The following is a 14,186-nucleotide window of genomic DNA, read 5'->3' on the forward strand; positions in this document are numbered from 1 at the left end:
GCAAGCTCATACTTCCTTTAAAATCTGGATTCCAGATAGTTCCTTTCCTCTTGTGTAAGATTCTTTGAGGTAAGAATAAAAATATGCAGATCTCTTACCCAGCTTTCCTCTCCCAGTTTATCCATAACCTCAAAACCGTTAGCCCCGGGCATGATAATATCGAGGATAATGATATCCGGCTTTTGGTCACAAGCTTTTTCAATACCTTTCAAGCCATTGCTTGCCTCCAAAAATTTATATCCTCTGGGCGCTAAAACAGCGGCAAGGTAACCCCGGATCACAGGGTCGTCGTCTATTACCATAACGGTGAGGGGGGCACCCGCATGTTGATGTTGAATCCTCTCTAAATGTTCAAGGAGAACGGCTTTATCCACTGGTTTTTGTAGGAACATTATGGGGGTGCCGATAGATTTACTTTTTATTTGGCTTTCTGCGTGGGAAGCTTCCCGTTGTCCCGTTAAACCGGCCAACCCTACATCAACCAGAGGCAGGGTAAAGGTAAATGTGGCCCCTTGCTCTTTGGCGCTGCTCACAAAAATTTTGCCGCCCTGCAATTCCAATAGCTTTTTGGTAATGGCCAGTCCTAAACCTGTCCCGATTGTCCCGGATGCATTCTCGCCTTGCTTAAATTCTTCAAAGATAATATCCTGGTCTTTCTTGTCTATCCCAATCCCGGTGTCGGCAACCCAAAATTCAACAACCAAATTATTTACCCGGGCTCCAATAGTTATTTGGCCGCTTTTAGGTGTAAATTTAACAGCGTTGGTCAATAAATTAAGAAATACCTGTTTTAATCTGTCCCGGTCTGCAGCAACCAGGTATGAGTGGGGTTTAATAGAATTAGTTATTACAAGCCGATTGCGGGAAATATCAGCGCTAACCATGGTGATCGCTTCTTCCAGCGGCGCGGACGGGTCAACTTCCTCTATTTTCAGTTCAAGTTGGCCGGCTTCGATTTTGGAATGGTCCAGCAGGTCGTTGATTAAATTTAACAGGTGCTGCCCGCTATTTAATATTTCCCGCAGGTATTTCTCCTGTTGTTGGTTTAGCTCACCCATTACTTTGTCCAGCAGCACGTCGGAAAAACTAATTACGGCATTTAGCGGCGCCCTTAATTCGTGGGATAAGGTAGCTACAAACCTTGACTTTTGTTCTCCAACCCTTTCCAATTCATGATTCTTTTTCTGTAACTCATCGGTAACGCCCAGTAATTCCTCGGACTGGGCCTGCAGTTCTTCGGTTTGAGACAGCAATTCCTCACTCTGGGCGTTTAGCTCCTCATTTTGCTGCGCCAACTGCTCATTCAATTCTTGTAAATTATGAGATAACCGCTGAGTTTCTTCATGGGATAAATTATTATTAATAGCTACACCGAATAAATTCCCAATGTCCGTCAATTCGTTAATATCCCGCTGGTCAATGCCATTAACCGAAGCCAGGCTGATTACGCCCAGGGTCTCAGAACCAAACGCCACCGGGATCGCCACAATAGCGGCCGGCTGCAGGCTGCCTCCCAACCAGTTGACTGTATAAACCGTATCTTCTGTTATACCTGTAACCAATTGTACTCCCTGAGTAAGAGCCGCAAACCCTTCCAGTCCTTCGCCCATTTTAATTGCTTCCTTTCGGTTCAGCTTTTGTCCCGGACAGTACATGGCTTTGCACAACAGCGTTTTCTTCTGGTCATCAACCAGAAAAATAGCCCCTACGTTATAGCTGTAAGACCGGCAGATTATATTCAGACCTCTGTTTAATATATCACACATGTTGAGGTTGGAGGACAGTGCCACAAGCACATCCTGCCTGGTTTTTTGAACTTTAAACTGCTGTTCCAGGTCGTCTGCCATAGAGTTTAGTGTCTGCCCCAGTACCCCTATTTCATCTCTAGATTGAATTTGGGTCCGCCGGGATAAGTTTCCACGGGAGATATCCCGGGCTACATCCGCCATTTCTTTTACGGGCTTTAAAAAGCGACTAAAGGTAATGTACATAATTAACAGCATAAGCAAGAGCGCGGATAAGCCGGTTATGGTAAATCTTAAGGCATTATATTTAACGGGGCCATATATCTCTGATGTTTCCTGGCGTATAATGATGCCCCACCCTGTTTGGGGCAAATAGCGATAAACAGAAACTATCTCCTGGCCATTATACCCTAATCCTTTTAGTAACCCTTCTTCACCTTGGGTAACTTTTAAGGCGGGTTCGCTCTTTAAATTGTAGTTTAAGGCCGAGCCCGGGCGATTCCGTAATTCCGTAATGGCCGTATTATTTTCGTTAATTAAAATTACCTCTCCCGTTTTTCCCAGGTTAACCTGGCTTTCCAGCATAGGTTGGAGTACCGTTTGAATGTCGATCCGGCACACCAGAACGCCGGCATAGCCGGCATTTTTTGGGTGATTTTGGCTTAAATTACGCACCGGAGTGGAGTAAGCAATGCTCGGCTTATTATTATAATAAGACATGTAAGCATCCTGAAAGTAGATGCTTCCTGTTGTTAGCGGTTTGTTAATTATAGCATCCTGCGGGCGCAGGATATGCTCACGTTCAGGGTTGGTGGAAACCATGATTTCTCCGTCTTTGGAAACAAAATAAATCTCATCGTAAACTCCGTATTGCGCCTTAACCTCCATCCAGTAACGCAGCAACTCTGTTCTTGCCCGGCTGGAACCGGCACTGCCTGACATGATGTCGCTCAGATATTGTTGAATCAGCGGATTAGCGGCCATGGAGGCAACATCATTTTCCCGGTAAGTCAACCAGCGATTTGTATCGTTTTTTAATATATCTGCCAGTAATGAAAAGTTATTATTCACTTGTTGATTAAGCCGCTTTATTTCATTTACGTAATTAAGATACAAAAACAGGGCGACAAAGACGCTGGTGATGATAATTACAGTTGTCATCAGCTTAAAGCGAATACTATCCTTAAAGTTAATATTTAGCTGCTGAAACGACTGTTTGTATGGGAAATGGGTTTCCGGTTTCATTAATCCACCTTCTTCATTGGCTATTTCTTTAAATCCTTATCTGACCGGGAGAAAAACGGAAAAAGTGGTGCCGCGGCCCTCTTCACTTTGCACATTAATCCGCCCGCCATGCTGTTCAACGATGGAAAAGACTATGCTAAGCCCCACGCCGGTTCCTTCAGGTTTAGTAGTATAAAAGGGCACGCCCAGGTTTTTAATTTTGTCCCGGGGAATCCCGCAGCCCGTGTCATGCACATCGAGACGGATTTCCTTTGCGGCATGTAAATATTTTGTTTCCAAAGTTAGTTTACCGCCTTTATCCATGACTTCCAAAGCGTTTTGAGTCAGGTTTAAAACAACCTGTTTGATCTGGCCGGGGTCCATTAGACTTTCCGGGATCATAGAATCAGTTTTTAGCGAAGTTTCAATGCCCTTTAGAAAGGCTTGCGGCCCGATAATCGAAGTTATATCGTGAAAGAGTAGATTTATATCTGTTCTTTCGAAATTCGGGGCTTTGGGCCTGGCTAATTGAAGAAAGTCCCGAATTACCTGACTCATGCGGTTTATTTCATCGTCCATAATAGTTAGATATTCTTTAATGGTGGGGTCTTTAATCTTGGTGGACAGCAATTGGGCAAAACCCTTAATGGCGGTGAGGGGGTTTTTAATTTCGTGGGCCATGCCGGCAGCCATTTGCCCGATGATGGTTAATCTCTCCCGTTCTTTGAGCAGTTTTTGAAAATTTCTCTGTTCCGAAATTTCATCAAATACTGCCAGAACGCCTATTTTGTGCCCGTGATGGTCAAAAAGCACATCAGTATTTACGGAGAAGAGCAGATCTTTTTCTGGTCCCTGGTGGGCAACCTCAAATAACCGAAATCCTTTTTCATTGATCAGTGTTTGTTTAAGGAGGCTGTTTTTTTTTAAATCAGGGAGGGTCGCATAAAAATCTTTGCCCAAAACATTTTGGTTTTCCAGGTCAAAAAACTTTAAGGCCGCGTAATTGATCATTTTAATACGTAAAAGATTGTCCAGGGCTACAACGCCGGCTGACATGCAGTGTAGGATTGAATCCGAGCTAACTTGAAGCTCTTCGTAGGCAGTTTGCAAGTTGGAAATAGACTTTGCCCGGTAATTAAGTTGTCGCTGCTTGACTAAAGCGTGTTGTACCACACTGGTCAGCTCACTGTATTTCACAGGCTTTCTGATATAATCCAAAGAGCCGTTCTTCATGGCCGTGGCAGCAATTTCCTCGCTGCCAAAAGCGGTCATTACAACCACACCAATTTGCGGGTATTGGGCGCGGATTTTAGCTAACAAATTCAGGCCACTTTCACCGGGCATAACTAAATCCAAAAGGACCAGTTCCGGTTCCTCGGCTATTAATAATTCCCAGGCATTTTTAATATCCGATGCGCAAAAAACCTCGAAGCCCGATTTTCCCAAGTAAAGCTTGGCTGTTTCAAGATGTAATAGCATATCATCGACGATTAAAACTTTTTCCTTTCCCCCGTTGGTTTGTTCATTAACTAAATCGGTTTGTCCAAATTTATTTTTACCAGTTTCTGTTGATGATGAATTATCATCCATAATACAATCGCCTCCAAGGTACCCCCTTGCTTATTTTGGCAGTGATTATATCGAAAAGGGCTTTGTGAATAAAAAAACTAAAGAACTTACCATGCGGAAATATCACATAATTCTTAATTATTTACTTTGTTTTAATACTACATGAATTTACTAACTCCTCCAGTAATTAACGTGGGGTATAAAGTAATCTTTTCAGCAATTAATATAAAACGTAACTTCCATAGAGACAATTATTTTACCATTGGCCCCAATTTGAGCAACAAACTGTCTTGCCTCTGCGTAAAATGTAGAAAAGAATCCACGGAGGTGAGGTTTTTCTGAACATGAACAAGCATATTATTTTCATCATTACTTCAGTTGCAGTTGCCGGCATTGCACCTATGGTGTTTAAAGATAGCAGCCGTTCCTTGGTTTTTCTTGCCTTGGTGTTGGTTGCTTTATGGTTGCAAACGTATTGGCGGGACATTTTAATTCAGTTTTTTATTGCCAGGGGGCAGTTTGCTGTAAGAAAAGGCAACCGCGAGCTGTTGGAAGCCTCTTACAGAAAAATATACCGGTTGTCACCTACCGGTTTTGCCGGGAAAATGTCCGCCGGGGTAATCTATACTCTGTATGGTAATTGGAAACAGGCGGAGACCTTTTTTCGCCAGGCACTTTATCTAAAGCCAGGCAATCTTTATATTTGCCTTAACCTTGCTGTAGTTTTAATTAAAAGTGAACAATATATTGAAGCAAGGAAAATGCTGTATAGTTTAATTTTTTCCTACCCTCGTTGCGTTCAGGCATATCTAATGATGGCCGAGGCCTACTACCGTTTGGGTGAACTATATGAAGCTAAAAAATACCTTTTGGTTGCGAGGATATTGGATCAGGGGAACATTGAGATTAAAGAATTTTTGCTAATCATACAGCAGGAATTGGAAAAGGCCGCCTGAATATGTTGTTTGCTTAAAGAGAAGCCATTGGGCTTCTCTTTAAATTTTTGGCGCTAGTTTCCTTTTTAGGAGGGCGATGATTAACAGCATGATGGGAATGCCGAATTGGAAAAGAAACAAAGAATAAAAGGGCCATATATTAGCCAGGAAGCTTGAAATTTCAAGGGTGTTATCGGCTATAATCATAGACAGTGCAATTAAGATTGCTCCAATTGGCAGGACCAAAGGCCGGTAATCCTTCAGTTTAAGCCATTGGGCCAGGCCCAAAACGATAACAAAATAAAAAATTGCTATTTTCATTATCCCGCCTGCGACCCAAACAACCATTATTATCGGTTCCGGCCGTTGAAGAAATTCTGCGATATTAATCAGGCGAGCTGCATTTAGTACGGGATAGGTCATGGTTGAAATTAAGGCTCCAAATACAAGCAAGCTTCCTATTACATTAAACAAGAAATTTAACCCCACCAGTATAATTGATACAGCTGCAACCTTAAAAGAATGCCGGGGTTTGGTTAAAAAGGGAATGAACATGGCAAAAGTAAATATTTCTGTCATCCAGCCCATAGGCACCAAGGAGCCTTTAAATATGCTGATAGTATTCGAATCATAGATGGGTAGTAACCTATTTATATCCATGTTAGGGATTAATAAAAGAAATATTAAAACAACTGATATGATTATCCACGGAAAAAACACTTCTAATGTTCGGGCTATCACCTCCAAGCCTTTCTTAACAGCATAGGCGATAACCAAAGTGGTCATAACCGGGAAAACAACCAACGGTGTTTCCGGCATATAAACGTCCGTAAGAAACTCTGAGTATTCTCTGTACATGATAGATGTAATGTGAATGAACCAGAGGAGGTAAAGAAAAGCTAAAACCTTCCCCGGCCATAACCCTAAAATCTCTTCAAGGTATTCGATTAATGTTTTTCCAGGATAGAGAGAACTCAGCTTACTTATTATCCAGGCTATTGGTAAGCTTAATAAGGTGGCTATTAAAAATGAAATCCAGGCATCTTGTTTAGCTTTCTCGGCGACAAACGCCGGTGCGCTCAGCCAACCCGTGGCGATGACCAAAGTAATGTTGATATAGATGGCCTGTTTGCTGCTGATCTTGATATCTTTTAGCAATCTAATCCTCTTTTACCGTTTATAATTTGATAATATTAGTAATGTGTTAAAGGTTGAACATTTATGAATTTTTATCAATATAATCCAGTTTTATTTGTTATAGCTTAAACAATAAAGGTCTATTCAATTTGCGATGCCAAGCGGAAAATTTTGAATTTTTAATAATATTTCAATGTTCGACATAATATCCAAAGGTATTTTGTTTATAATTATCAAATAGATGATTATGTAGAATAATTGCCTCATGACTGTCGATGGGGGTATGCATAATGAATGATGAGGAAAAGACAAAGGATCAGCTGATTAAAGAATTGGTTGAGCTGCGCAGCCGGGTCGCTGAATTACAAACAGTTCAAACACCGCGCAAGCAAACTGAGGAGAAGCTTGAACGAACGTTACGGGAACAGTATCATTTTCTGCAGCGGTTAATTGATACCATACCGAATCCCATATTTTATAAAAATGTTCACGGACTATTCACGGGCTGCAATGCAGCTTATGAGGCATATGTCGGTTTAGCCAAAGAGGATATAATAGGTAAATCGGTTTTCGAGGTATATCCTGACGATTTAGCTGAAATTTATCATGAAAAGGATACAGCTTTGTTTACCGAACCTGGTGTCCAGGTCTTTGAGACTAAATTTAGAGTTGCCGACGGAACACGGCGCGATATGGTTTTTAATAAGGCTACATATGAAAGCAGCGTTGGCACCCTGGCAGGGTTGGTGGGGGTAATCACAGATATTACGGACCGTAAGCGGGCGGAAGAGGCGCTAAAGGAAGAACGGCAAAGGCTTTTTTCTCTTCTTGATTCTCTTCCCGCGCTTGTCTATTTGCAGGCACAGGATTATTCAATTAGTTTTTCCAACCGCTACTTCTGGGAGGTATTCGGTAAACCTAAAAAAAGACCCTGCTATGAGATTCTGCATGGACGAAAACAACCATGCAGCGAGTGTTCAACTTTCCGTGTCTTTGATACTAAAACTCCACAAGTATTGGAGGAGGATATGCTTGCCGGCCGGTATTACCGGATTTACCTTTACCCGTTCTCCGATATTGACGGTTCTCCGCAGATTCTGGTTTTAGGCATTGACATCAACGATCAAAAACAAGCTGAAGAAGCAATGAGGCTGTCGCAGGAATTATTTTTCAAAGCCTTTAACGCGAGTCCAAGCATGATGGCAATAGCAAGGCTTGCTGATAATAAAATTATCAACGCTAACGACAGTTTTCTTAATGCTGCCGGTTATCGCCGCGAGGAAATTGTTGGCCTGACCGCATGTGATTTAAACCTCTGGGAAAGTACGAAAACCCGGGTAAAAATAGTTGAGATGCTGCATCAGGGAAAACCGGTGCGTAATTTTGAATGTAAATTCCGCGCCAAGTCCGGTAAGGGGCGCGTTGGTTTAGTATCCGCTGAATTAATTGAATTTGGCGGAGAGCCATGCTTGCTGGCTGCTGTCAATGACATTACCGAAAGGAAGCAATTGGAGCAGGAAATGGCCAGATTAGACCGGCTTAACCTGGTGGGTGAAATGGCGGCCGCTATTGGTCATGAAGTCAGAAATCCAATGACTACGGTGCGTGGTTTTTTGCAGCTGCTTGGGGAGAAAGCCGGTTGCATGCTATATAAAGACTATTTTAATCTTATGATTGATGAGCTGGATAGGGCAAATTCTATTATTACACAATTTCTGTCACTGGCCAAGGATAAGCCTGTAGACAAAAATGAACAAAACCTCAATACCATAATCAACACTATATTCCCTCTTATCCAAGCAGACGTTTATAAATCCGACAAATATGTAAATTTGGAGCTTAACGATATTCCAGATTTATTTCTGGATGATAATGAAATCCGTCAATTAATACTAAATCTCGTTCGTAACGGTTTGGAAGCAATGCAGTCCGATGGAATTCTTACAATAAGAACCTACGCTGATGCTGATAAGGTGGTTTTGGCCGTCCAGGATCAGGGATGTGGCATTGAAGCAGGTGTTGTTGATAAGTTGGGTACTCCCTTTTTTACCACTAAAGATAACGGGACCGGATTAGGTCTGGCAGTTTGTTATAGCATTGCTGACAGGCATAACTCAAAGATTGTAATAGAAACTGCCCCAACAGGGACCACTTTTTATGTGCAATTTCCGTGTAGTGGAGAGATTGCTACGCTGAGCTCGCAATGATAACCTTGCAATCCATGTCATTACGAGAAGCAAAGTGACGTGGCAATACCTGTTTTTTTTGTTGGACAATTAATTGGGTTCATGATAAAATGTTCGTAATTAAATAAAGGTTAAGGCTAAGGTTCCCCTGGGGTCCAACCAGGGGTTAAAAGGGAACCGGGTGTAAGTCCCGGACGGTCCGGCCACTGTGAGTGGGGAGCAGCTCCCATGAGCCACTGGGTTTAATGCCTGGGAAGGCGGGAGGTATGCGGTGAACCATGAGTCAGGAGACCTGCCTGGTCAAATTGGTATCGCCTTCCGCGCAAAGGCATGGTGCTTTTCGATTATTATTAATCCAACGATTAAGCCCGGCTGTTGTGGAACAGACGGGCTTTTAAGTTTATGCCCAATTACTTTTACTCCATACTTTTAACCGGCAAATTTTCGCCGGTTACTTTTTGGGCAAAATTAGCCTCCCTGGTATACCTTGAGTTTATCGCCAAGCGCGGAAAAATGTTCCAGCCACTCCCGGGCATCAGCATTTTCCTTTGCTTTTTTAGCTTGAACCGGATAAATAGTTTGGAGCAACCCATAATAAACGTTTTGCATTTTCCAAAGGTCCACTTCAAAGGGCAGGGAGCGGGCCAGTCCGGTTATCAGGTCCAGATTTTTCAGCAAATTCAAGTCCATGGGGTTTTTGAGCCAGTGTGCAGCCAATCGCTCCATTGTTTTCGCCAGGATATAGCTTAACCCGTCGTTATCAAGGCTAATTTCCAGTTCTTTTGCTTCCTTCAACAGGCCGGTGATATATTCTAAGTCAGGGGTTTCATTAATAAAGGATCGCCGCAGGCTGTTATTTAAGTGAAAATCAGCGGCGCAAATCAACGCATGAGGCAGCGGGGTACCCATATCTTTTAAAAACCGCATTAGAAAGGCATGGTGCTCGTAGATTTTTCGGTAATCCGCCTCAACTTCATCCAGCGTTGAATTCAGAATTATATCAAGTATATTGCGCTGCTGATCCTTAAATATTTCCTTAAGTGAATAAATAACCCCATCTTCAAAATAAAAATCAAGCAACCGGATTACCTCTGGTAAATCTGCCCGGTTAAACGCCGCTGTTGTTTCTTGTTTTAGCTCCCGGTAAAGGTTCTCGTTGGCTAAAGCACCAACACCACAAATTACGTTATGATAGCCGAAATACACTACTCCATAACAAACCGTAGCTGATTCCCTGGTAATTTGGGAAGTAATCCTCGCCCGGCCCACTTCTAATTTTGCTTCACCTGTTATAGCCGCTTGTTTTTCCAGCTGATCTATGTTATAGCAAAAAATTTGAGTTTGCTTGCCATACTTTGCAAACAAGGAACTTATTGCATAATGGGCGCCAACTTTAGGTAGGTCCACCATTGAAGGTTTGATGTATTTTTTGTATATGTCTGATCCGTTGCCCAGTTCGCTCCGGTTGCTTTTGGCCTGGGATAATATTTCAAGAAAATCTTTCTCCAACCCGGCGCCGAATAATTCTTCTGCAAGTTGAATTACCCGTCTTGCGTATTGCAATATTTGAATTGTTTCAATTCCTGAAATATCGTCAAAAAACCAACCGCAGCTGGTGAACATCAGCATAGCGTTCCTTTGCATTTCCATTAATTTAAGAACGGCTATTTGTTCACTTTCGTTGAGCCGGTGCGCAGCGTGATTATTGAAAAACTGGTCTATGTTTTGGGGTGAACGGTTTAAAATGACTTTGATATATTCGTTGCGCGCAGTCCATGGGTCTTTAAGATAGCGGCGGGCGTCCTTTTCATAAAGTGGAGTCAGGTTATTGCGCAGCCAGTTCAGAGAATGGCGCAAAGGTGCGCGCCAGGCCTGATTCCAACCGGGCTTTAAACCTGAATGGCAGCCGCAATTGTTTTGCCAGCGTTCCACCCCGTGGGCACAGCTCCAGGCGGTTAGCTCTTTGATTTCAACCCCATGGGTTGGGGGGTGTAAATCAAGGTACTCACCATAATTGGTAATCCGGGCTATTTTATGTGTTTCGATATAATCAAGAGCGTAAGCCAGCGCCATTTCCCCGTGACGGTGGTGGTGGCCGTATGTTTCCCCGTCGGTGGCAATATGCACAAGCTGGGGGCGCTCCTTTGATTCGTTAAAACCGCCCGCCAGCCGGTGGGCAAACAACTCGCCGTTGGTGAGCAGGTTTTCAAAGGCAACAGCCTGAGATATGGGCCCGTTGTAAAAAAATATGTTAATATGCCTGTTTGAGCCGGGCAGGTTCAAACGGTAGGGCATAGTTGAGTCGATACCTTCAGCGCCTACTTCAATCCAGCCTTCGGTGCCCAATTTGCGAAACCGTCCGGCCTGATACTGGCTGAGGATAGTGAAGCGAATGCCCAGTTCTGCCATTATATCCAGAGTTTCCAGGTCTACGGCTGTTTCCGGCAGCCACATCCCTTCGGGAGAACGGCCAAATCTTGCTTCAAAATCGCGAATGCCCCAGACTACCTGGGTGTATTTATCCCGGTGGTTGGCCAGTGGCATGATCATGTGGTTGTAAGCCTGGGCCATGGCGGAGCCATGGCCGGAAAAATGCTTAATACTTGCCTGATCGGCTTGGATGATCGCCTCATAAACTTCCGGCTCATTGGATTCCATCCAGTCAAGCAGGGTCGGGCCGAAATTGAAACTGATGCGTGAATAGTTGTTAAAGATTTTTTTAATCCAGCCCTTTCCGTTTAAAATCCTCGCCGCGGCATTTGGCGCATAGCATTCAAAGCTGATTTTTTCGTTCCAGTCATGATAAGGATAGGCCGGATCTTGTACCTCTATGGCTTCAAGCCAGGGGTTTTCCCGCGGTGGCTGATAAAAATGGCCGTGAATACAGATGAATTTTTCCATAGTTATTCCTCCTTGTAACGGAACAGGGCGGTGGGTTTAATTCCTTTTCTCAGGTTATTTACTTTTAAAAGCATTCTTTTAACCCTTGGCGAAACAGTGAACTCCTCAACACTTTTGCGGAATTTACGGCGCCAGTTTGGATATCCGCCGGTTGTCCCGGGAACATTTTGCGGTGATTTTTCCAGCCATAAATCCTCCAGATTGACTAACATTATTTTCGCCGGTCCGGAGGACAAATAATTCAGGCAGCAGGTTAAAGCACCTTTGATGTTTTTTCTTCTGGCCCCAATTTGTTTCCGGTTGTGAAAATATCTGATCAGGGCAGTGCGATCTGCTGCTTTACTGCCGCGCCAAAAAGCTGCAAAAGGCTGCATGTCATGTGTATTCAGGCAGGCCAGCGAGCCGGCGGGCGCCTGGTTTGGTTTTAATTGCCTGCCTGAACGCTTTAGTTCAAACGGCAAAACGAACATGCGTAAAATTTTTTTCTTTTTCATATCTTTCCTAACGGTGTCCGGGACTAAACCCAGATCTTCGCCCACCAGGACGGTTTTTTGCCTGTTCGATTCCAGTGTTAAAATAGCATAAAATTCTTTAGCATTGTAGCCTACATAAACACCGTTTTTCGCTGTTTGGCCGGCGGGGATCCAAAATAAGCGGTGAAACCCCATTACATGATCAATCCGCAGAATATGGGCCTGTTTCATGTGATGGCGCAATACGTCAATAAAATAGTCATAATGCTGCTGCCGGATTTGTTCCGGGTGCAAGGGAGGAAAATCCCAGTTTTGTCCCCCTGAATTAAGCAGGTCGGGTGGAGCTCCGCAGCTGGCATTAAGCACAAAAAGATTTTGCCTGCTCCAGACATCATAACCCGCCGGGTGAACTCCCAGGGGCAGGTCCAGGTACAGTCCGGGCCATTCTTTATTGGCTTGCGCGGCTGCCGATTGCAGTTGGTTATGGGCCAGCCACTGAACGTAAAGGTGATATCGTTCTGCTTTGGGGTCACAGTCTTCTTCCCGGAGCTTCCCGCTGCGCATACTGTCCGGCCACTGCTGCCACGGGGCGTTCCTTTTTTCCATGGCTGCCCGGAATCTGGCGTAACGTTTTACTTCGGGATTAGCCTCAGTCCACCGGCATAGTTCGTCATGCCGGGAGGAGTCCGAATTCGCAAGGCATTCGGATAATAGCTCCAGCAGGTTTCGTTTAAGACTCATAATGTGCCGGTAATCCACCAAGCGGCTGGCGCGCAGCTCCGCCAGCCGCTTGTTAAAAGCCCGGGAATTAAGCAAATCTAGCGCTGAGGGACAATGTTTTAATTCAGCCACCCGGTTTATGTTCAGGTAAAACTCATTCCAAAATAACCGGCTGGCCGGCGAGTACGGGCTTGGTTCAAAAGGCTCATTTAAAAAAGAGGCCAATAGGGGGAGGGTCCCAACAAAGCTGCCGCCAAGGTCACCTGTCCACTTCAGTATATTTTCAAGGTCCCCAAAATCACCGGCGCCCCAATTATCCTCCGAGCGAAGCGCGTATAGTGGCATGAATGTTCCCCAGCTGCGCTTGGCTTTCATTTCTAATGGAAAATATGCTTTAGGCGGCGTCACTATGAGCAATAATTGATGTGTGCTGTGGGGGAGATTTAAAGTGCAGCGGTGATAGCCTGCGGGCAGTGCTTTGGGTATGGGTATGAATCTGGTAATATAATTTACACCGTCCACTTTTGTTGCCTGCGCGGCAAATTGATCCAGGCCACAGTTCCACCGGTGCAGTTCGCCGTTTTCCAAATGACAAGCCAATTCCACGCAACCGGCAGTTCCGGCCGGCAAGCGCAGCTCAATGAAGCCCGGGGACCCTTGACAGACAGCCACTACAGGCTCGCAGCAGCGCCGCCATAGCTCTTGCTTTCTATGGTGCAGCGCCTCTTTTAGGTCATGGGGGCTTTCTATTTTAACCCCCAGTGCGTGCAATATCGCCAGCAGGTTATGTGGCTCGGTTTCCCGGCAAGCGCCCCCTGCAGCGGTGTATTTTGTTTTTATGTTATATAGTGATGCCAGCTGTTGCAGGCTATAATATTGTTGATAATCCATTTTTATCAACCTCTTTTAACTGTTTCGGGTGTCACACGGATTGTTGCTATTCAGGTATTCAGAGTTCAGTAGTCAGAATTCATAATACTTCGAAACGATAAACTGTTTTATCATTCTGACTCCTTTATTACACGGATTATTATATGTGAGGCCGCGGGTTTTTAAGCAAATACTAATGCTGGGAACGACTGATGGATTAATTTTATCTGAATAAGCTGCTGTTTCATAGCTAAAGTTTCGTGGGGACGGTTGGCCCTGGCCGTCACACAACAACAAGGTGCCAGGTAATATAATTTTTAATTTTAACATAAACTGACAAAAACAGTGTAACGTTGAACTGTACAGTATTGTTGTTGTGGGTTATAATAATACTGGTGGGGTGATGTAAATTGGGGAGTTAAATAA

7 protein-coding genes and 1 riboswitch are annotated in these 14,186 nt (G+C 44.1%); of the genes, 2 read left to right on the forward strand and 5 right to left on the reverse strand.

The annotated features are described in order from the left end of the window. Positions 1-17 precede the first annotated feature (17 nt). The gene (locus BM056_RS12620; RefSeq protein WP_092471785.1) at positions 18-2,990 is read right to left on the reverse strand and encodes an ATP-binding protein; all 2,973 of its coding nucleotides are present in this window, start codon (positions 2,988-2,990) and stop codon (positions 18-20) included. Between the two features lie 36 nt (positions 2,991-3,026). Then, positions 3,027-4,559: a hybrid sensor histidine kinase/response regulator gene (locus BM056_RS12625; RefSeq protein WP_092471786.1), complete on the reverse strand. Its 1,533-nt coding sequence runs from the start codon at positions 4,557-4,559 to the stop codon at positions 3,027-3,029. A gap of 323 nt (positions 4,560-4,882) precedes the next feature. Between BM056_RS12625 and BM056_RS12630 the strand changes: the two genes are divergently transcribed. After that, positions 4,883-5,494: a tetratricopeptide repeat protein gene (locus tag BM056_RS12630; RefSeq protein ID WP_092471787.1), complete on the forward strand. Its 612-nt coding sequence runs from the start codon at positions 4,883-4,885 to the stop codon at positions 5,492-5,494. Positions 5,495-5,533: 39 nt separating this feature from the next. On the opposite strand, the gene BM056_RS12635 is transcribed toward BM056_RS12630, so the two are convergent. Continuing rightward, positions 5,534-6,631, reverse strand: coding sequence for a GerAB/ArcD/ProY family transporter (locus BM056_RS12635; protein WP_092471788.1), 1,098 nt, complete (start codon positions 6,629-6,631; stop codon positions 5,534-5,536). Between the two features lie 269 nt (positions 6,632-6,900). On the opposite strand from BM056_RS12635, the gene BM056_RS12640 reads away from it, so the two are divergent. Continuing rightward, positions 6,901-8,817 carry a PAS domain-containing sensor histidine kinase gene (locus BM056_RS12640; RefSeq protein ID WP_174549957.1) on the forward strand — a complete coding sequence of 639 codons (1,917 nt, stop codon included), beginning with the start codon at positions 6,901-6,903 and terminating at the stop codon, positions 8,815-8,817. 101 nt (positions 8,818-8,918) lie between these two features. Next, a riboswitch (cobalamin riboswitch) is annotated at positions 8,919-9,110 on the forward strand. Positions 9,111-9,264: 154 nt separating this feature from the next. Here the strand turns inward: BM056_RS12640 and BM056_RS12645 are convergent. Together BM056_RS12645 and malQ are read right to left on the reverse strand one after the other, a co-directional pair. Continuing rightward, positions 9,265-11,697 carry a DUF3536 domain-containing protein gene (locus BM056_RS12645; RefSeq protein ID WP_092471790.1) on the reverse strand — a complete coding sequence of 811 codons (2,433 nt, stop codon included), beginning with the start codon at positions 11,695-11,697 and terminating at the stop codon, positions 9,265-9,267. 2 nt (positions 11,698-11,699) lie between these two features. Further along, complete coding sequence (gene malQ / locus BM056_RS12650) at positions 11,700-13,781, reverse strand: 4-alpha-glucanotransferase (RefSeq protein WP_092471791.1); 2,082 nt, start codon at positions 13,779-13,781, stop codon at positions 11,700-11,702. Positions 13,782-14,186 lie beyond the last annotated feature (405 nt).

The organism is Desulfotruncus arcticus DSM 17038 (assembly GCF_900113335.1).
Lineage (GTDB): Bacteria > Bacillota > Desulfotomaculia > Desulfotomaculales > Desulfallaceae > Desulfotruncus > Desulfotruncus arcticus.

Bases quoted from the DNA above. Each gene is read 5' to 3' on its own strand.
- BM056_RS12620 (WP_092471785.1), bottom strand. From the start codon at position 2,990: ATGAAACCGGAAACCCATTTCCCATACAAACAGTCGTTTCAGCAGCTA.
- BM056_RS12625 (WP_092471786.1), bottom strand. From the start codon at position 4,559: ATGGATGATAATTCATCATCAACAGAAACTGGTAAAAATAAATTTGGA.
- BM056_RS12630 (WP_092471787.1), top strand. From the start codon at position 4,883: ATGAACAAGCATATTATTTTCATCATTACTTCAGTTGCAGTTGCCGGC.
- BM056_RS12640 (WP_174549957.1), top strand. From the start codon at position 6,901: ATGAATGATGAGGAAAAGACAAAGGATCAGCTGATTAAAGAATTGGTT.
- BM056_RS12645 (WP_092471790.1), bottom strand. From the start codon at position 11,697: ATGGAAAAATTCATCTGTATTCACGGCCATTTTTATCAGCCACCGCGG.
- malQ (WP_092471791.1), bottom strand. From the start codon at position 13,781: ATGGATTATCAACAATATTATAGCCTGCAACAGCTGGCATCACTATAT.